The sequence below is a fragment of the Rothia sp. HMSC036D11 genome, assembly GCF_001814205.1.
GTDB lineage: Bacteria > Actinomycetota > Actinomycetes > Actinomycetales > Micrococcaceae > Rothia > Rothia dentocariosa.
Map to the genome: position 1 here is coordinate 259900 of NZ_KV815277.1, position 17505 is coordinate 277404.

The window sequence follows — 17505 nt, forward strand, 5'->3', positions numbered from 1 at the left end:
AACCGGCGCCGATCACCCCAAGAGCGGAACGGCGGGTCAGATAATGCGCTGGGATATTCATAGTATTCCTTTCGGCGCCTTGCTTATGCCCGGATAATAATAAGGTATCCTATCCGTGTTTAGGGCAGAGAGCATGAACGCTCCTTGTGGTTGGGTTACCTCTAACTATCCTGCCATGCGTCATGATTTATGCTTGGGATTGCCGCAGGTATTTCTGCATATTCCCAGGTTGAGGCCGTTCAGTTGAATATTTGCTGTGTACGCACATCCATAACCGAAAACCCTCAGCGCCTTTATTTCTTTGCCTCCGGTGTAGGTACGGGCGTGGGGGTTAGGTCTTCTACACGCATCCTAAAATGCGAGAAAAGATCAGTTCTTTCGGGGGCTCCCACGATCTTTTCGGGAACGCTCACCTTACACCACCAGCGGCCGTCACGATGCACCGCGGTGAAGGTGGTCTGGGCAACTTCGTACCGTTTCGCGAGAGAAAGGTTCACGGTCTCTTTCTCGCCCACCTGAAAGGTTCCGTAATCGAGGGTGGTCTTTCCTTCCCAGGTGTAGGTATCGCCCTTGATAGTCGGTTCGGAGGTTTTGAGGGTTACCGTGGCTGCGGGGTTATCGAACCAGACGCGCCCTTCACGCATTAAAGAGAACGCTTTTTCGTCTTTTTCGCCGCGCATGACGCTATGTCCCGGCTCTGCGGCGGCGCTTTCATCATAAAGTCGGGTGTTGCCGGTGGCGTTCATATATTGGAGGGCGGCGGAAATATAGGCGATCGTATTGTAAAGCCCCTGCACAGATTTATCGTTCATATGCTCGGGTCTGATGGGCACAGGCACGTTCTGAGCCGGATGATCACGAGTTGCAGGTTTAAAGGCTCCCGCAGATTCATCATATGTATCGAATTTGACCTCACCCGCAAAGTCGGTGCGGGTTTCATCAGAGTTCGTGGCAGATCCTTGGTTTCTTGATAGGCAGGAGGCAATAAATCCCGCTGAGCCTATGCCCAACAACGCGAGCGCGGAACGGCGGGGAAAACGACGGGAGGTGTGGGAGGGCATCGAAATGGTGTCCTTTCAGCGCCTTTTACCCGTGCATCAAGGCGCAAACTGTGGTTGGATGTATTCCCATTGTGTACATGATGTAGAAATTCATGCGAGGTTTAAGTGTTCCCTGAACAAAGATTCAGCTAAGAGCGCGGAAAACCCGCAAGAACATCGTGCTTCCTGCGGGTTTTCTTTAAGTAGGAACCTACACTCGGTTCTCCTAGACAAGCTTGTGCGGTATTGCTACTGTGCCCCGCCGTTTCCAGATGTGCCTTCCCCGGCTCCTTCCTGCGGAGCCTGCTGCTGCGGGGTTTGCCCCTGGTTCTGTCCCTGCTGCTGATTCTGGGCACTTCCAGATTGTCCTGCAGCACTCGGATCCTGTAGCAACCAGGTACCGCCTTTATAGGTTCCCTTAAAGATGGCAGGTGATTCTTCCTCTTTTTTGTCTTCGGGAATATCTATCACTTGTCCGTTAAACATGATGAAGGAACCATTGCTAGCTTTGATCTTTCCGTTCCAGGTGTAGGTATCGCCGTCAATCTTAGGCTGCGGGGAATCCAAAATTGCCACCATCATAAGATCTTCAGCCCAGGTTTTTTGAGATTTCCTCTGCTCAACCACTTGCCGAAAATTATCAGGAGATATCTTATTCCCTTGGTTGTCTGCCGCGACCTGCAACAAAGGTTCCGGGTCATTGGCGCCTGTGAAATATTCCAGCGAAGCTACCATATACCCGATTGCCGCATAGAAACCAGCGACGGATTTCTCACCCATCTGCTCTGGTTTGAGGGGCTTAGGGAAGTTCTTCGGGGGCTGTTCCTTGGTGCCGGGCTCGTACTTACCTGCAGAGGTGTCGTAGTTGTCGAATTTCACCTCGCCGCTATAGTCCTTTTGGTCTTGGCCACCGGATGCGGAGGAGCCTGACCCGCCAGCATTATTTGCCCCGGAACAGGCAGCAAGAGCCACCGCCGCAGAACCGGCGCCAAGGAACCCAAGCACGGAACGGCGAGAGATATTCAATGAAGACATGCTAGTCCTTTCGGAACCCAAGCCCTGACACTCGGGTGGTATCGATCATCGGAGGTACAGCATACGCATATACTTGCTACCCATCACGATAACGAGAAATGAATACTCTCACCGTAAAATTTCGCTAGATGCCAAACAGCGAACCGGAGCTCGATGAGCTTCCGGATGTTGAAGTGGGCTCTGGGTCTGTCATACGCCACTGACCGTCCTTATAGGTTCCCTTGAACGTAACGTCTTGACTCTGTTCCTTGTTCAGTTCCCGGCCCATGCCCCCACGACCACCCATACCGCCGATTTTTATGGTAACGCTTCCATCCCAGGTATAGGTGTCGCCGTCCATCTTCGGCTGCGGGGTCTTGAGGCTACTGGTAATTTTCATGTCATAAAACCACACGACTCCCCCGGTGCCCATCTGCTTAAGCTGCTCAAATTGCGGCGCAGGCACCTTCTGTCCGGTGTTGTCTACCATAACCTCCATCAGGGGTTCGAGGTCAAAAGACTCGAAGAAGTACTGGAAGGATGCAAAAAGGTAGCCGATAGACGAGTAAAAACCTGCCGCTGACTTTTCGTTAGCGTTATCCGGCTTCTTCGGCTTCGGCACATTTTCGGCGGGGTGATCCTTGGTTGCGGGCTTGTATTCTCCCGCAGAAGTGTCAAAGTTATCGAACTTGATCTCGCCGCTAAAGTCGGTGCGCTCGCTTTGGGAACTGACACCGTTAACGCCTCCAGAGCACGCGGCAAGCGCCACGGTCGCAGAGGCAGCACCCGCCAAACCAAACGCGGTGCGACGTGAGAGACGATACGCATGTGTGTTCATGATATGTGTTTCCTTTCAGCGCTCAGGCTCATGCTGAAACCTGGGCGCATATGCAGATGCAATTAGCAGGTCTTAAATAAATTTAGAAACCGAAAAGTGACCCGGAGCTCGATGAGCTTCCGGATGTTGAAGTGGCCTCTGGGTCTGTCATACGCCACTGACCGTCCTTATAGGTTCCCTTGATAGTTATATCGCTTGTTTGATCTTTACCCGCCTGCTGTGCAGCATCAACACTGCTCCCGATCCCATCATATTTAATGGTGCCTTTTGCATCCCATGTGTACGTATCACCATCGGCTTTAGGCTGAGGAGTCTTCAAGGAGATCACGACTTTAGGATTAACGACCCATGCGAGGTTGGAGGATTTCATCTGTTTAAACTGGTCATAATTTCCTTGTGAATCCCCCAGAACTTCAATTAGTGGTTCGGGCTCTAGGTCCTCCAACAGGTACTGCATTGCAGCCGCGAGATAGCCGATCGCCGCATAGAATCCTGCCGCCGATTTTTCATTCATCTGAGAAGGTTTAACGGGTTTAGGCACATTTTGGGCAGGTTTGTCTTTGGTTGCTGGTTCATAATTCCCGGAGCGTTCGAAGCTGTCAAACTTCACTTCTCCGCTGTAATCTTTTCCATCGCCATTAGAGCACGCGGCAAGCGCCACGGTCGCAGAGGCTGCACCCGCCAGACCAAACGCGGTGCGACGTGAGACATGTAGAGCGGACATTCTTTTTCCTTTCATGGTGCGGACTTCTTAGCCCGAATATCTGTGTGGTGTTTCTAGAGTGAAAATTCTTGAGACGATCCAGATCCTGACGAACCCGAGGAGCTGCCGTAGATAGCCCACCAGCGCCCTTCCGTGTAGGTTCCGCGGTAGAGGGTATCTGATGTCTCTGTCTCAGACTCTCGGCTTACTCCACTCGGCCCGTAAAAGGTACCCAGCGAAAACGATATTGTTCCCTCCCAGGTGGCACTCGTACCGTTCATCGTCGGTTCCGGGCTCTTGAGAATCGCCTTAAATTTGGGGCCGCCAAACCATGATTTACTGTTCGTGGTTTGTTGTTTCAGCTGGTTAAATTTAGATTCCAGGACATCTTTGTACTCTGGTGGAAACGCATCCGCTACAAGGCTAAAGTCCAGTGTTTCCATGGCGTACTGCATGGCTGCCGTCGTATAGCCAATCGCCGCATAAAATCCTGCCGCCGACTTATCGTTTATATCTGAGGGTTTCGTCGGTTTAGGTACGTTCTTTGACGGATGCTCTTTCGTGGCAGGCTCATAGGCGCCCGCCGAGGTATCGAAACTCGTGAAGCGAACCTCGCCTGCATAATTACTGGAACTGGACGAAGAACTTGAACTGGAACTAGATGGAGGGCTGGAACTAGAGCTGGATGCGGTTGCACCCGCACTCTGCTGCTCGGATGCGATTCCTCTCACTTTCGGGGCGCAGGCGCTCAGCACCATCGCCGAGCCCACCGCACCGGCTGCTGCAAGAGCGGTTCGGCGCGAAAAATCATAGGATCTTTCTGACATATTTCATTCCTTTCGGCGTCTTAATCGTCAACGATTAAAACCCCTGTGATGTGGCTGGGTACCTTACTATTGTGCCGTTAAACCGTGCGAACATGCGTTATATGACGTCATCATAAGCTGTTATATTTTTCTCATCATCCCTGCGCGCACCCAAGAACCAGCGCAGAGCGCATCCCTTCCAAGCACGGTACAACGCTATGGTGTAGCTGTAGAGCTCTGTGAGGCTACGGTCTTTGACCGAGTTTCAACGCTCCAGCGCCCGTTGGTATACATTCCTTTGAAAACCATATCTTCGGTATTGCTTTTTTGCCGTTCCGTTAGGTCGTTTACCTGCCCACGATCGACGCGGTAGTTCCCGAACTCCATAGAAAACTTCCCTTCCCACGTGTATGTATCACCTTCCATCGCGGGCTGCGCGGTATTCAGGGAGATAGTGACGCGCGGGTTCTCATACCAGTTTTGCCCTTCCCTCATGCGTGCCAGTATTTGCTCATTTGAGGAATTATGAACATAGTGTTTCTCATCCTCGGTGAGCGCACTGTCATCGTAAGGACCGGTGTCACCGGTGGCGAACATATACTGCATAGCGGCGGCGATATAGGCTAGGCTCGCGTAAAACCCGGCAACGGACTTTTCATCTGCATTCTCAGGTTTGATAGGTTTGGGGACGTTCTTGGGCGGGGTGTCCCGTGTGGCGGCTTCAAAACTACCGGCAGAATTATCGTATTTTTCGAGTTTGACTTCTCCGGCATAGTCACTGCGTTCATTCGAGCATGAAGCAACCGTAAAAAGCACCGCACCGGCACCCGCAGCACCCAGCGCGGAACGACGTGTTAGCACATATTCCACCGTGAATCCCCTTTCGTGCGGCATCAAAATGCGGGAAGTCCCTTCATTATCCACCTTAAGTAGAGGTTTATAGCAGATTTCAGCGGTATGCGCTCTGTGAGATTTCGCTCGATTCTGCCGAAATATAAAGCGGGAGCGGTGCTTTGCAGACCGATCTTGACCTCCACGTATTTTCATAGAAAAACCCGTAAAACAACGAGGTTTTTACGTTCCGCAACGAAGAAACTGGAGAAGTTATCCACAGGCATACCGGTACTTTTTTATGCAACTTTTATTGCTTTCTAACGAAAGGACGTTCTTCTGCACACTGCGCTGAGTACCATAGAAGAGTATGTTCCGACATGACGAGAGGATATCTCATGGCTGAAATCCCTACTTCCGAACCCCAAGTTGGTGCCCCGCCGGTCGTAACTCAAGCACCGCCTAAACTTAACCAAGCGGGAGCTATCGACCTTGTAAAACGGGAAACGCGTGCCCCTGAAGTTGCAACTATCAGTCATGAAGCAGACGAACTGGCTATCACTCTCAACAACACCGATCTGAAGTCGCCTTCACTTCTCGATACCCTCGAAAATACGATTTCAAGTTACGGTTCCGATACCTTCAACGGCATCGACATGGTTACCCAGCGCCTGCTCAATATGCAGGAGCTTGAGCTTGCGCCGGACTCCCCACAAACCAAAGCATCTCAAAACCTGGCGGAACTGCGTGCACAAATCAACTCGCTGGATTACAGCGCGATTGACGGTACCCCCGGTAAACGCGGCATCGCAAAACGCCTGATAGGGCGCGGCAAAAGCAAAATCGAGAAATTCTTCTACCAGTACGCCAGCGTCAACAGAAATATTGAAGGCATCAGCAAAAAACTGAAAAAATCCACCGATGCACTCGTCATGCAGCAGGCGGAACTCGTGAAACTGCGCGAGAAACTTCAGGAAGGCATGACGGATTTAAACGAGAAGATCGCAGTTCTTCAACAGTTCTCCGATATGGTGCGTGCCGCCGCCGAAGAAACTCGTCTTGAAGGAGATGAAGAAACCGCGCGCATCTACACCGAGAAGGTTCTGTATGTGACCGAACAGCGCATCAGCGATCTGCTCACTAAACTTGAAATTGCCGGGCAGGCGTACCTGACAAGCGATGTTGTCTCCAGCAACGGCAAAGAGCTCATTCGCGGTATCCGTCGTGCCGAAGACACCACCTTATGGGCATACAAAATGACCGCCTATATCGCCCGTTCCTTAGGCATGCAGGAAGCGGTTCTGCAGCAGCTTGGCGCTCTGAAGCAGACCACCGAAAACGCTATTATGCGCAATGCCGATATGCTGTCTTCGCAGGCTACGCGCATCCAGCAGATGGCATCCCAACCCGCAATCGACCCGCAGGTTTTGGCGCAGGCACATGGAAAAGTACTTCAAGCGCTCGACGAAGTTTCCGCATTCCGCCAGGGAGCGGTAGAAGCATTCGCCCAGTCGAACCAGATGCTGCGCGAACTGACGGCAGAATCTCTTGAGCGCGTTACACGAAGGAATAATGCCCCCGAATCCCCTGCACACGCCAGCGGAACTCCCACAAACCGCGCACTCACCCAGAATTAGAGGCACCCGTGGGCGTTATCAAACGGTTTTTCGGTGTGCCGGACGATTCCCCGATCCGCTCCCAACAAGAAAGCGTCACGGATGCCCCGGCGCAGGAGTACGCCTCGGCTCATTCTTCTGCCCCGGAGCCCACGCACCTGCGCCAGTCCCAGCATGTGTTGGATGATGCCTCGCATTATTTGGCGGATTTTGCCGTGTCTGTACCCCCGCGCGCACTCGTACCCGCCTTCGAGATGGTCGAAACCTACCGCAAAATAACGGCAGAAACGGGTAGTGATACCCGCGCAACCCTGCCCTCAACGACGGAATACACACTCCAGACGGCGCTAACCACCTATGTACCGAATCTGTTGACTGTCTATACCCGCACGCACAACCCCACCCCGGAGCAGACCTCCGAGCTGGTACAGGCTCTTACTGATGCAAATCAGGAATTCGTCACAGCGCTTAACCTTGTGCGGGCAGATAACAGCCTTGAACTTGAAACGCACACCCTGTTTATGCGCAAGAGAATGGCGGTATAAATGGAACTGAGCATTGGTCAGAACGTCAATCTTACCCAGGAAGCACCCGATCTTGACCACGTGCTGGTAGGACTGCGGTGGCGCACCGACGAACCGCTTCTACGTGAATCTCTGGAGGCAGGGGTACTTCTCACCTCGAACGGCAAACTAGTTTCGCGGCAAGACTTTGTATTTGCTCACCAGGTCTTAGACCGTGCGGGCAGTGTTCGCCGCCGCGAGCTCATGGGCGACGATCAGGTGCAGTTCGATCTGCACCTTCCCACTGTGCCCCAAGACGTAGATTCCCTGGAGGTTGTGCTCTTCACAAACGGGGAAAGTACCGTGCGGCTCAACCGTGCCAGCGGGATTCGGGCACGCATGATAAATCCCGCCACCGGAAAAACAATGTTCCGTGCCCCACTCGTGCAGGTAGGTCGCAGCGCGGCGGTACGGCTGATGCAGGTGTACCAGCACCGCGGCGAGTGGAAAGTGCGGGCTGTGTGCGATGAATGGCATAGTGTTTCCGCCATGCTTCAAGGGTTCGGGTTATGAGTCGCTACAGTTTTATCACTGCCTACATAGCGGATCCTGAGCCGAAAGCACGTCCTCAAGCATCCCCCTCTGCTGCCGCAGCAGCAACAAACCGAGAGCCGCAGTCTGCAGATATTCCCTCTGACCAGCAAGGGCACCAGAGGGCGCAGCATACTCAGCGGAGTATAAGCCGCCAAGCGAACCGAGCGACGGGCGCATCCGGGACAGCGCAGCCGATGCAGCACCGGCAGATTAAGCCCCCAAATATGAGCAAATCTCGCGGAACGGCAACCTACACCCCGGAATCGACTGGATCTTGGCAGCATTCTCAACCCGAAGACACAGCAAAAACTATAACTCCCCCATCCGAACACCTGCGTGAACCGCACTGGTGGGGTCACATCCCCAATATCACCGACGCTCGCCCAAGCGAACGTCTCTTTATGCTCGATGCGGTACAAGCCGCCGTAGGAGAACTACGTATTACCGGAACCGATATGACTGCATTCCTGCTGAACTGGGATGGTGAGAGTGTTATGCTGTCGGGTTCATCCGCTCCCCCAACTGATGCTGTCTCTCGGATGACCCGAATATCGCTCAACGCAGCAGGCACAGTTTTGACAATTCCCCCCAAATCTTTGACGCTACTCCGATCTTTAAAACTGATCGGCAGGAACCTTCAGCTCACTAATCCCGATATACACATAACCCGGGATTTAGGGAAGGGTACGCTAATATTAAGTGAGGATGGTTACGTTACCTGTGCCATCGCCCTTCTCAGCGAATATCAACACCATAAATAGAAAGGAAAATATAGTGGCTGCTATTAAGCTCACCAAAGGAAACCCCATCAATCTCACCAAAGAGGCACCGGGTCTGAAAAACCTCACCATCGGCCTGGGCTGGGACCTATCCCTCGCAGGTGAAGCCTATGACCTTGACGCATCCGTCATGATCACCGACGAAAATGACAGGATCCTTTTTGACGATGCATCCCTCGTCTTCTTTAACAATCCCACCAGCCTTGACGGTGCGGTCGTCCACACCGGTGACAACCGCACTGGCGATGCTGAAGGTGACGATGAGACCATTATCGTGAACCTCGATAAAGTAGACCCAAAGGTACAGCGCCTTCACATCCTCGCCTCTATCTACGAAGGCGAAAAAACCGGTAAGAATTTCGGTGTAGTACGTAACGCTTATGTACGTCTGATAAACGACGACACGAATGAAGAAATCGCTCGTTACGACCTTTCCGAAGACTGCTCGGCAGCGCCCGCTGTACTCTTCGCAATGGTGTACCGCCACAACGGCGAATGGCGTTTCAAAGCCGTAGAAGATCCATTCACTGGTGGTCTGCCGCATCTGTTGACCTCCTACGGTTTCACCGTTTAACAACCTGCCTTATCTCTAACGCGAAGGAGAGCCTTCTGCCCTCATGGCTTTATTAAAATTCTTCAAATACGATCTCTTGATTACCCTTGCGGCACTTATAGGTGCCGCCTTTTATGGTGGTATTGTCGGCATGGTATCCGCCGCGATCCTGATTGTCCTTGAGATCGTGTTCTCATTCGACAACGCGGGTGTGAACGCAAAATACCTAGACAAAATGTCGCATGCATGGCGCAATATCTTCTTGACAGTCGGTGTGCTGGTCGCTGTTTTTGGTATGCGTCTTATCTTCCCCTTCCTGATCGTCTGCCTGGCAGGCAACGTAGGTCCGGTTGAAGCTTGGAACCTTGCAATGGAACGCGGCGACCCGCATACGCCCGGAACCTACGGGTACATTTTGGAATCCGCCCACCACACCATCGCTTCCTTCGGCGGCATGTTCCTGCTCATGCTCTTCCTTTCCTTCCTCTTCGAGGCTGGTAAGGATGTCCACTGGCTATCCGTGATCGAGAAACCGCTCGCTAAAGCCGGGCACTTTGATTCTATGCCTGTATTGGTTTCCGGGGTTATCTTAGTGACGGCTTCTCAGCTTTTCGGTGCCGAGCATCATGAGCAGTACACCATTCTGCTCTCGGGGCTTCTGGGCATGCTCACCTTCTTGGCGACCAACGGCCTGGCAACCTTTATGGAAGACCGAAACGAATCTCAAGAAGAATCCCTGGCGAATGTTGCCGTACTTACCGGTAAAGCAGCATTCTCCATGTTTATCTTCCTAGAAGTTCTTGATGCTTCCTTCAGCTTCGATGGCGTTCTCGGCGCATTCGCGGTAACCTCAGACCCCATTATTATCGCTATCGGTTTGGGCGTGGGCGCGCTCTTTGTGCGGTCGATGACCATTTACCTGGTCGAGAAGGGAACCCTTCAAGAGCTGCGCTACCTGGACCACGGCGCGCACTGGGCTATCGGCGTTCTCGCGCTCATGCTTCTGGCAACCCTCAAGTGGGATATTCCCGACTACGTGATCGGCCTTTCCGGCATCGTCTTTATCGCCGGGTCGATTATCTCCTCCCGCAAGGCAAACCATGCGGAGGCAGCACTCGCGGAAAAGACTGCAGAACCTGACGCTCCGGTACAGAGCACATAACCGTAGTATCAAGGGCACATAGCCCTCAAGCAACACGGTGGGCGACGATGCGGACGCAGCGTGCGCCGCGCATCCGCCCACCGCATTTCTATGACCACATAACTACATAACTACATAACTAACGAAGGGTACAGGCACTGTGGCTATTAACCTGTCAAAAGGCCAGAAACTAGATCTCTCGAAAGACAGCTCGCTCACCCAGGTTCGTTTGGGCTTAGGCTGGGACCCCATTAAAACCAAGGGGCTCTTTGGGCGTATCAAAGAGAAAGCGGTCGATCTGGATGCTTCCGTGATCGGCTATGATGCAGCCGGTAACCTGCTTGAGGTCGTTTTCTACGGGTCGTTACGCTCGGTCAATGGCTCTATTATTCACCACGGAGATAACCTGACGGGTGCAGGTGAAGGAGACGACGAGGTTATCGATATTAACCTCCCGGGCGTGGATGCGCGCGTTGCTTTCTTGGCGCTGGTGATTACCTCATATTCCGGGGACCAGTTCAGCAATATTGACAACGCTTTTGTGCGCGTTGAAAACGTTGCTACCCGCCAGGAGATGGCACGTTTTTCGATGACGGAAAAGGGCTCGCATACAGGGCTCATGGTAGCCTTGCTGGCACGCATAGGTCGCGGCTGGGAGCTTCGGGCTATTGGAGACCCACTGCCCGGTGCGGCACGCACCCCGCGCGATGTTATCGACCCTGTAAAAAGGTACCTTGTCTAAAAATTTGGCGTGCTGTGCACGTATTCAATAGCGGCACGTCAAGGCGTACATAGCGGCGGTTTTATTCTTCTTTATGGCGGTAAGAGCTGTCTTTGGAATGTTTCTGTGCGCATAGTACTGATAGCAAAAGCTGGTCCCGCGTGCATCAATACGATGCATGGGGGGACCAGCTATATTATTGTGGTTAACTCAACTCTAGAAAGCTATTTCGAAGATCCTACAAGGTAATTTATCTGCCAACTGCCGTTTGTGTACGTTCCTCTGAGCATGGAAGAAGCTTTGATGTGCTGTTCTGAGGCAGGAGTGTCCTCAGCGAAACCCGAACTAGCGGCGACATACTCGCCGTAGAATATATCCGTCTTACCTTGCCACCGATACGAGTCACCGCTTTTTGTTGGCTGAGGAGTATCTAGAGTAATGGTTACGGTTGGGTTACCAAACCACATTTCTTTCAATTTAATAGCGTCCATAACATTATTGCCTTCATTATCTTTGAAAAAGGACTCTTTATCGCTGTCTGATAGCGCAGTCTTCTGTAAAGGCCCGTCATCGCCTGTTTCAAGCAAATACTGAACTGACGCAGAGATAAACGAAATATTGGCGTAAAACCCATCGACTGAATTTTCTTTTGCTTGATCGTCTATCTGCGGAATTGGGACATTCTTCGCCGGCTGTTCGCGCGTTGCGGGCTCAAACTCGCCCGCTGATTTATCAAACTTTTCGTGTTTGACGACTCCGCTGTAATTCTTCGAGCTTCCAGAGGACGAAGCTGAAGACGAAGCCGAGGTGGAAGCAGAGGATGAGGACGATGAGCTTGACGCGGACGATGAAGAGCTTGAGGAGCCGCTAGCGGCGGCATCGACGGGTCTCACGGAGGCAGCGCATCCGGCAAGAGCAATGACAGAGCCAGCGCCGACGACGCCTAGGGCGGCGCGGCGGGTTACATCATGAGGTGGCATGGTGTTCCTTTCGGTGCTTCCGTAACGCCGCGGGCAGGCGGCTGCGGGAAGCACGGGTGGCGAGCGCATGAACCCGCCATGGGTGTTTCTCTCTACTCTAGTGTATCGGGGCTGCGGGAGCTCGCATATCTGCCGTTCTAGGGTCTTAGAATACGGTAGTTTTTTCGCGCGATGCGCCGCGCCGGGGTATTTCAGCGCTGCACATCAGTGTTCCCTATTTTCTTGCGAATACAAAAAGCCCCGCAAGATTTCTACGATCTTGCGGGGTTTCAAAGTTAGCCGTTTGACTTAGCTTTCGGGCTAACGGTTTCGGTATTACCAGTTTGAGCGGTTGTAATGCTCCACTTGTTATCAGAGTAAGTACCGATGAATGTCCCTGGAGCCTTAGCATATCCTTCCCCAGGCGGAATATCGTCTGCTCCCTCAGGAGTAGCCGTAAATTCGCCTATGTTTATGCTCAGCTGAATAGACCACTTATAACGATCCCCGTTAATTTCTGGCTGTGCGGTGAGAGTCTCGATCGTAGCTGTAGGATTACCCAGCCACATCTCCCCATTTTTAACCTTCGGAAGAACCTGAGACCAGGTGGGGTCTTGATATATAATCTGGACTTCATCTTCCTTATAAGCTCCCTTACGGAAAGGCCCGTCGTCACCCGTAACGAACAAATACTGCATGCATGCAGCGTAGTAACCAATATGCGCGTAGAAAGCCTCAACGGACTTTTCGTTAGCGTTCTCCGGCAGCTTCGGAACAGGAACGTTCTTTGCAGGCTCGGTGCGAGTTGCGGGCACATACTCCCCTGCCGAGGTATCGAAGCTATCGAACTTGACCTCGCCCTTGTAATCCTTAGCGGGTTCCGACTTACTGGAGCTTGACGAGCCGCCGCTGGAGTTTGAGTTTGACGAAGAACATGCTGCGAGCGCGGCTGCAGTGCCAGCGCCCAACACACCCAGCGTTGCGTTACGGCGAGTCACGATCAACGATGACATAATATTCTTTTTTTCCTTTCATATGTGCCTCATTCAGAGCGAATAAGGCATAAATCTAGTGAGGCTAAGAAACCCCAACCTCTCTAAAACAACAATGTTTTAGATGGAGAATCCGCCGCTTCCGGCGGCACCCCCGCTGCTGCGAATAGTCCACGAGCTGCCCGAATAGAGGGCCTCGAAGGTAATATCCGTATCAACGTGTTGTTTGCTGGACTCCACATCTTTACTCATGGAGTTCACGACGACGAAGGAACCCATATTCATCTTCATCGTGCCGCCCCACGAGTAAGAGCTGCCGCTGCTGCTCGGGGTGGAGGTGTTCAGCGAGAACACAACGGTCGGGTTGTCCATCCAGGCATTCCCCTCTTTGATCATCTTGAACATCTCTGAAGCAGTAGTGTTACTGGACAGACTCGACTTTTCGGATGACACCAGAGCGCATTTCTCGAAAGGCTCCATATCGCCGGTCTGGAAGAGGTACTGCATAGAGGCCGCGATATAGGCGATGTTCTCGTAAAGTCCGTCTATGGTTTTCTCTTTAGCTTTATCAGAGAGCAGAGGTTTGGGAACGTTCTTCGGTTTCTCGGTACGGGTTGCAGGCTGATGTTCACCCGCGGAGGTGTCGTACTTTTCGAGTTTTACATCGCCCGTGTTTTTCGAGTTGCCGGGCAGAGTAGATGCGCTCGATGATGAGCTGGAGGATGAAGCACTTGACGACGATGAGCTCGCGGAGGACGAGCTCCCCTGCCCGAGGTCCGCGGGTTTGACGGCGGGGGCGCATCCGACAACGACGGCGGCAGATCCTGCGCCCAGCACACCCAAGGCGGCGCGGCGGGAGATATGGTGGGGTAAACGGGTTGGCATGTTTGCCCTTTCATCGGTGCTCTCAAGGGATGCGGTTACGAGCGAGGTTCCGGGTCTCAGCACATCTTTTTGCCCAAAACTGCGCAGTCAGGGGCGGAAGATAAGCCTCAACTTCCCAGTTTGTTGCTCCATACCAGAGACATTACGTCGATTGTATCTTAGAGCTTTGTTGAACCCTGGGTTCCTGGACACGTCTTCATCATTTCGTTATCTATTTGCTCTCTATGTGGACTCCCTAGAGCGCAAAATCGCTCATAAGTATCATTCCGTATTAACGGTTGAATATATCACCGGACTGTAGAAAAGTCTCTATGTTAGCTTTACGATTAAACGAACATTGATAGTGAGCTAGTACACGGGAGGTTCCCATGAAGGCTGTAGTTGTCCCTGATGTTGTTGATGGCTCGATAAATGTCACCGATGTTCCCGTGCCCGAGGTGGGGCACGGTCAGGCGCTCGTGAAGCTAGAGTACTCCGGCGTCTGCCACACCGACCTGCACGTTGCGGCGGGCGATTTCGGTGAGGTTCCGGGGCGCATCCTGGGGCATGAGGGTATTGGTATTGTCACCGAAGTTGGTGAAGGCGTTGAATCTCTTAAGCCCGGTGACCGTGTCTCTATTGCATGGTTCTTCCAGGGATGCGGGCACTGCGAATACTGCACCTCCGGCAAGGAGACCCTGTGCCGTACCGTCAAGAATGCGGGCTACACTGTGGACGGTGCCATGAGCGAGTACGCCCTTGTCACGGCAGACTATGCCGTGAAGGTCCCCGAAGGTTTGGATGCGGCGCAGGCAAGCTCGATTACCTGCGCGGGCGTAACCACCTATAAGGCGATTAAGGAATCGCAGATACGCCCCGGTCAGTGGCTGGTCGCCTACGGCGCTGGCGGGCTGGGCAACCTGGCGGTGCAGTACGCCAAGAAGGTTTTCGGTGCCAAGGTTATTGCCGTCGATATTAACGATGACAAGCTGCAACTTGCCGCCGAAACCGGTGCCGACGTCACGATTAACGGTCGTGAGGTTGAGGATGTACCGGCAAAGATTCGTGAAGTAACTGATGGTGGTGCACAAGCCGCCGTGGTAACTGCGGTATCGAAGGTCGCTTTTAACCAGGCGGTTGAGAGCGTGCGTGCCGGGGGCAGCGTAGTAGCTGTGGGTCTTCCGCCCGAGAAGATGGAACTGTCTATCACAAAGATCGTTCTTGACGGTATTCGCGTGCTCGGCTCGTTGGTTGGCACCCGTCAGGATCTTGCCGAAGCGTTCCAGTTCGGCGCAGACGGGCTAGTAGTTCCCGTAGTGCAGCTGCGCAAGGTTGATGAGGCCCCGCAGATCTTCGAGGAGATGAACGCAGGCAAGATCAACGGGCGCATGGTGCTTGATTTCGCAAGCATGTGGTAAGGCAAGAAAGCTTCTCACACGGGTGCGTTAGGTACTGAATCTATGCTGTAGCGCGGGTTGCCGCTGGTTCCTGCGATATGGTTCTGAAAGCCTAATGCAAAAAGCGGTGTCCCCTGGAACATATAGAAATTCCAGGGGACACCGCTTTATATGCGGAGCTAGTGATTAGCTGTCCTGGGTATCGTGGGATGCGGAGCTGTCGGATCCACCAGTTTCATAGAAACCCCCAACACTCCATTTGTTATTGTCGTATTTAGCCGTGAAGTTAATCTTCTGAGTTTGCTTCTGCTGTTCTTCAGGAAAATCTACAACCTCACCATCATGTACGCCGTATTCCCCCCGAGTTACGTTCACGGTTACCGGCCACGTGTAGGTGCCGTTCTCTTCCTTAGGCTTAGCATCCTCAAAGTTCATCACAATTTTAGGGTCTGCAAGCCAGCTCTTCCCGCCCTGAAGCTCCGCAAAAAGAGCACCCGACAGTGTGCGCTCTTTATCCTCATCACTCATAGCGCTTTCTTTGATCAGAGATACATCACCAGTCTGCAGTGCGTACTGCAAAGCCGCACCAATGAATGCGATCGAAGAGTACAGACCCGCGACTGAGTTTTCGTTCATATTCTCAGGCTTGATGGGCTTGGGAACATTCTTTGCGGGAGTCTCGCGAGTTGCCGGCTCGTAGGTGCCAGCTGAGGTATCGAACTTGTCGATTTTTGCCTCGCCGCTGTAGTCGCTGCGGGTGCTCGTCGAGGAAGCCGATGTGCCGGAATCCCCACCGTTGCCATTCGAGTTAGAGGAGGAGCACGCCGCCAAGAACGCGGCAGAACCAAGACCCAAGATGCCTAGAGCACCGCGGCGGGATACAGAAGTAGTCAGCATGTTGTTATCTTTCAGTCGGTGATTATTGCCTATTTATTATAGAGTGCATACACCGGAAGAACCCATTTAGGGCGAGCTATGTTCCATAGGCTCGGGTGCTGGGAGATTACAGGTTTTGCTGATGCACCTGGGGATTACGCGGTATGAGGTGCTGAGGCTTGTAAGTTGCGCACGAATCGGATCTCTCGTAACGCCTCAAACGACTCCCGCCCCTCTAAAAACCCAGACTCCGACAACTGCTGCACCGAAGAGGCCCACTCCCCCGTACGCACCTTATACAAAATATGACCAAAAATCACCGTGCCGTCGAACTGCCCCGGATCAAAACTCAGCCGCTTACGCTTGCCCTGATCCCGGAAAATAATACGAATCCACCCGTTGCGGTTGTTATCCAGATACGTGAGCCTATCAATCGAGGTATACGGTGCGGTATAGGTGCGTCCGAGGGAGTTACGCCAAGTGACCGAGTGCTCATCAAACCGGATATAGAGCACATAGTAATTAATAATGACTACCAGCCCCATAGGGGCACCTAATATAAATATAAAAATATGCATGCCGATATCGAAACCGTACATAATATCTAGAAATATGGGGAATGGAATTAGGAAGAAGAGAAAAATTCCCCATCCGAGGTAGAGGACAAAGCGTGGGCGGTGTTGCCTCACCCCGACGGAGACATGTGAACCTTTACGCTGGATGCCGGGCATAGCTCCGACGAGTAGGCCGCCAAGCAGACCACCTAAAATACCGTTTTCCATCTCATAGCCCTCTTTCTAACCCGCCATATCTGTTGATACGTCTTTTCAACTGTACCTTTCTTAACATACTCATCACGTGCTTTCAGAGAGCCTTGTTAGCTTCACCAGGGCATAAATAGAGCAAGAGGGGTGTGCTCACGAACACACCCCTAGCCAATATTAGATGCTGGTTATGATTCCTGATGATGTTCTGCATCAGAGGTTTCTTGGTCTTCAGGTTCCTGCTCTTCCGGACGTCCTCGACCTATCTCCCAGCCACTATAGAAGGTAACTGCTCCTATCAGCGAACAAAACAGCATCAAAGCCGCCCAACCTATTCCTGGACCGAAAACAAGAGTAAATATTGTAGCGATCAAGGTTCCAACGGTAAGGATTCCCCCTAGAATCATAAGAAACCATTTATAGAGAAGAACATCGAGATCCACTAAAGTCACCTTTATCTTAAAACGAAACAGCGCAGGCTAGTCTAGTTTGAGTTTTTTCTCATACGCCAACC

At 52.5% G+C, this 17505-nt stretch carries 20 protein-coding genes; 8 read left to right on the forward strand and 12 right to left on the reverse strand.

Features of this window, described 5'->3' with window-relative positions:
• Positions 1 to 293: 293 nt before the first annotated feature.
• The 6 genes from HMPREF2958_RS02030 to HMPREF2958_RS02055 form a co-directional block, all read right to left on the reverse strand.
• The gene (locus HMPREF2958_RS02030) at positions 294 to 1061 is read right to left on the reverse strand and encodes a DUF6318 family protein (protein ID WP_048752484.1); all 768 of its coding nucleotides are present in this window, start codon (positions 1059 to 1061) and stop codon (positions 294 to 296) included.
• Positions 1062 to 1289: 228 nt separating this feature from the next.
• A complete protein-coding gene (locus HMPREF2958_RS02035; protein WP_070696097.1) occupies positions 1290 to 2075 on the reverse strand; it encodes a DUF6318 family protein in 786 nt (261 codons plus the stop codon).
• Between the two features lie 124 nt (positions 2076 to 2199).
• Positions 2200 to 2892 carry a DUF6318 family protein gene (locus HMPREF2958_RS02040; protein ID WP_070696099.1) on the reverse strand — a complete coding sequence of 231 codons (693 nt, stop codon included), beginning with the start codon at positions 2890 to 2892 and terminating at the stop codon, positions 2200 to 2202.
• 82 nt (positions 2893 to 2974) lie between these two features.
• The gene (locus tag HMPREF2958_RS02045; protein ID WP_246827989.1) at positions 2975 to 3616 is read right to left on the reverse strand and encodes a DUF6318 family protein; all 642 of its coding nucleotides are present in this window, start codon (positions 3614 to 3616) and stop codon (positions 2975 to 2977) included.
• A 53-nt stretch (positions 3617 to 3669) separates the two neighbouring features.
• Positions 3670 to 4422 carry a DUF6318 family protein gene (locus HMPREF2958_RS02050; RefSeq protein WP_070696104.1) on the reverse strand — a complete coding sequence of 251 codons (753 nt, stop codon included), beginning with the start codon at positions 4420 to 4422 and terminating at the stop codon, positions 3670 to 3672.
• 195 nt (positions 4423 to 4617) lie between these two features.
• On the reverse strand, positions 4618 to 5262 hold the full coding sequence (locus HMPREF2958_RS02055) for a DUF6318 family protein (RefSeq protein WP_246827990.1): 645 nt from the start codon (positions 5260 to 5262) through the stop codon (positions 4618 to 4620).
• A gap of 368 nt (positions 5263 to 5630) precedes the next feature.
• Here HMPREF2958_RS02055 and HMPREF2958_RS02060 point away from each other — a divergent pair, with 368 nt between their 5' ends.
• The 7 genes from HMPREF2958_RS02060 (at position 5631) to HMPREF2958_RS02090 (ending at position 11160) form a co-directional block, all read left to right on the forward strand.
• Positions 5631 to 6869, forward strand: a complete 1239-nt coding sequence (locus HMPREF2958_RS02060) for a toxic anion resistance protein (protein ID WP_013398268.1) — start codon at positions 5631 to 5633, stop codon at positions 6867 to 6869.
• Positions 6870 to 6877: 8 nt separating this feature from the next.
• The gene (locus HMPREF2958_RS02065) at positions 6878 to 7393 is read left to right on the forward strand and encodes a hypothetical protein (protein WP_070696108.1); all 516 of its coding nucleotides are present in this window, start codon (positions 6878 to 6880) and stop codon (positions 7391 to 7393) included.
• Entirely contained in the window at positions 7394 to 7924 is a 531-nt protein-coding gene (locus HMPREF2958_RS02070; protein WP_070535750.1) for a TerD family protein, read from the forward strand.
• On the forward strand, positions 7921 to 8706 hold the full coding sequence (locus HMPREF2958_RS02075; RefSeq protein ID WP_070696110.1) for a hypothetical protein: 786 nt from the start codon (positions 7921 to 7923) through the stop codon (positions 8704 to 8706). The genes HMPREF2958_RS02070 and HMPREF2958_RS02075 overlap by 4 nt, the downstream gene beginning before the upstream one ends.
• A 13-nt stretch (positions 8707 to 8719) precedes the next feature.
• A complete protein-coding gene (locus HMPREF2958_RS02080) occupies positions 8720 to 9298 on the forward strand; it encodes a TerD family protein (RefSeq protein ID WP_004006392.1) in 579 nt (192 codons plus the stop codon).
• A gap of 43 nt (positions 9299 to 9341) precedes the next feature.
• Positions 9342 to 10439 (forward strand): DUF475 domain-containing protein, encoded by a 1098-nt coding sequence (locus HMPREF2958_RS02085; RefSeq protein WP_070535756.1) that lies wholly within the window; start codon positions 9342 to 9344, stop codon positions 10437 to 10439.
• A gap of 139 nt (positions 10440 to 10578) precedes the next feature.
• Complete coding sequence (locus HMPREF2958_RS02090; RefSeq protein WP_070696112.1) at positions 10579 to 11160, forward strand: TerD family protein; 582 nt, start codon at positions 10579 to 10581, stop codon at positions 11158 to 11160.
• A gap of 203 nt (positions 11161 to 11363) precedes the next feature.
• On the opposite strand, the gene HMPREF2958_RS02095 is transcribed toward HMPREF2958_RS02090, so the two are convergent.
• The 3 genes from HMPREF2958_RS02095 to HMPREF2958_RS02105 all read right to left on the reverse strand — a co-directional run bounded on the left by HMPREF2958_RS02095 (position 11364) and on the right by HMPREF2958_RS02105 (position 13975).
• Entirely contained in the window at positions 11364 to 12119 is a 756-nt protein-coding gene (locus HMPREF2958_RS02095) for a DUF6318 family protein (protein WP_070696114.1), read from the reverse strand.
• A gap of 275 nt (positions 12120 to 12394) precedes the next feature.
• Positions 12395 to 13111: a DUF6318 family protein gene (locus HMPREF2958_RS02100; protein WP_070696116.1), complete on the reverse strand. Its 717-nt coding sequence runs from the start codon at positions 13109 to 13111 to the stop codon at positions 12395 to 12397.
• 99 nt (positions 13112 to 13210) lie between these two features.
• Positions 13211 to 13975 (reverse strand): DUF6318 family protein, encoded by a 765-nt coding sequence (locus HMPREF2958_RS02105; protein WP_238789131.1) that lies wholly within the window; start codon positions 13973 to 13975, stop codon positions 13211 to 13213.
• A gap of 368 nt (positions 13976 to 14343) precedes the next feature.
• On the opposite strand from HMPREF2958_RS02105, the gene adhP reads away from it, so the two are divergent.
• Positions 14344 to 15372, forward strand: coding sequence for an alcohol dehydrogenase AdhP (gene adhP / locus HMPREF2958_RS02110; protein WP_070696120.1), 1029 nt, complete (start codon positions 14344 to 14346; stop codon positions 15370 to 15372).
• Between the two features lie 165 nt (positions 15373 to 15537).
• Here the strand turns inward: adhP and HMPREF2958_RS02115 are convergent, their stop codons facing one another.
• The 3 genes from HMPREF2958_RS02115 to HMPREF2958_RS02125 all read right to left on the reverse strand — a co-directional run bounded on the left by HMPREF2958_RS02115 (position 15538) and on the right by HMPREF2958_RS02125 (position 17434).
• Positions 15538 to 16248: a DUF6318 family protein gene (locus HMPREF2958_RS02115; protein WP_070696122.1), complete on the reverse strand. Its 711-nt coding sequence runs from the start codon at positions 16246 to 16248 to the stop codon at positions 15538 to 15540.
• 134 nt (positions 16249 to 16382) lie between these two features.
• Positions 16383 to 17009, reverse strand: a complete 627-nt coding sequence (locus HMPREF2958_RS02120; protein ID WP_070554891.1) for a hypothetical protein — start codon at positions 17007 to 17009, stop codon at positions 16383 to 16385.
• A 170-nt stretch (positions 17010 to 17179) separates the two neighbouring features.
• Positions 17180 to 17434 carry a hypothetical protein gene (locus HMPREF2958_RS02125; RefSeq protein WP_070554894.1) on the reverse strand — a complete coding sequence of 85 codons (255 nt, stop codon included), beginning with the start codon at positions 17432 to 17434 and terminating at the stop codon, positions 17180 to 17182.
• Positions 17435 to 17505 lie beyond the last annotated feature (71 nt).

What these genes read in the sequence shown, in the direction of transcription:
- HMPREF2958_RS02095 (WP_070696114.1), bottom strand. Translation starts at nt 12,119, where the DNA reads ATGCCACCTCATGATGTAACCCGCCGCGCCGCCCTAGGCGTCGTCGGC.
- HMPREF2958_RS02085 (WP_070535756.1), top strand. Translation starts at nt 9,342, where the DNA reads ATGGCTTTATTAAAATTCTTCAAATACGATCTCTTGATTACCCTTGCG.
- HMPREF2958_RS02040 (WP_070696099.1), bottom strand. Translation starts at nt 2,892, where the DNA reads ATGAACACACATGCGTATCGTCTCTCACGTCGCACCGCGTTTGGTTTG.
- HMPREF2958_RS02115 (WP_070696122.1), bottom strand. Translation starts at nt 16,248, where the DNA reads ATGCTGACTACTTCTGTATCCCGCCGCGGTGCTCTAGGCATCTTGGGT.
- HMPREF2958_RS02030 (WP_048752484.1), bottom strand. Translation starts at nt 1,061, where the DNA reads ATGCCCTCCCACACCTCCCGTCGTTTTCCCCGCCGTTCCGCGCTCGCG.
- HMPREF2958_RS02075 (WP_070696110.1), top strand. Translation starts at nt 7,921, where the DNA reads ATGAGTCGCTACAGTTTTATCACTGCCTACATAGCGGATCCTGAGCCG.
- HMPREF2958_RS02050 (WP_070696104.1), bottom strand. Translation starts at nt 4,422, where the DNA reads ATGTCAGAAAGATCCTATGATTTTTCGCGCCGAACCGCTCTTGCAGCA.
- HMPREF2958_RS02100 (WP_070696116.1), bottom strand. Translation starts at nt 13,111, where the DNA reads ATGTCATCGTTGATCGTGACTCGCCGTAACGCAACGCTGGGTGTGTTG.
- HMPREF2958_RS02045 (WP_246827989.1), bottom strand. Translation starts at nt 3,616, where the DNA reads ATGTCCGCTCTACATGTCTCACGTCGCACCGCGTTTGGTCTGGCGGGT.
- HMPREF2958_RS02120 (WP_070554891.1), bottom strand. Translation starts at nt 17,009, where the DNA reads ATGGAAAACGGTATTTTAGGTGGTCTGCTTGGCGGCCTACTCGTCGGA.
- adhP (WP_070696120.1), top strand. Translation starts at nt 14,344, where the DNA reads ATGAAGGCTGTAGTTGTCCCTGATGTTGTTGATGGCTCGATAAATGTC.
- HMPREF2958_RS02105 (WP_238789131.1), bottom strand. Translation starts at nt 13,975, where the DNA reads ATGCCAACCCGTTTACCCCACCATATCTCCCGCCGCGCCGCCTTGGGT.
- HMPREF2958_RS02035 (WP_070696097.1), bottom strand. Translation starts at nt 2,075, where the DNA reads ATGTCTTCATTGAATATCTCTCGCCGTTCCGTGCTTGGGTTCCTTGGC.
- HMPREF2958_RS02060 (WP_013398268.1), top strand. Translation starts at nt 5,631, where the DNA reads ATGGCTGAAATCCCTACTTCCGAACCCCAAGTTGGTGCCCCGCCGGTC.
- HMPREF2958_RS02070 (WP_070535750.1), top strand. Translation starts at nt 7,394, where the DNA reads ATGGAACTGAGCATTGGTCAGAACGTCAATCTTACCCAGGAAGCACCC.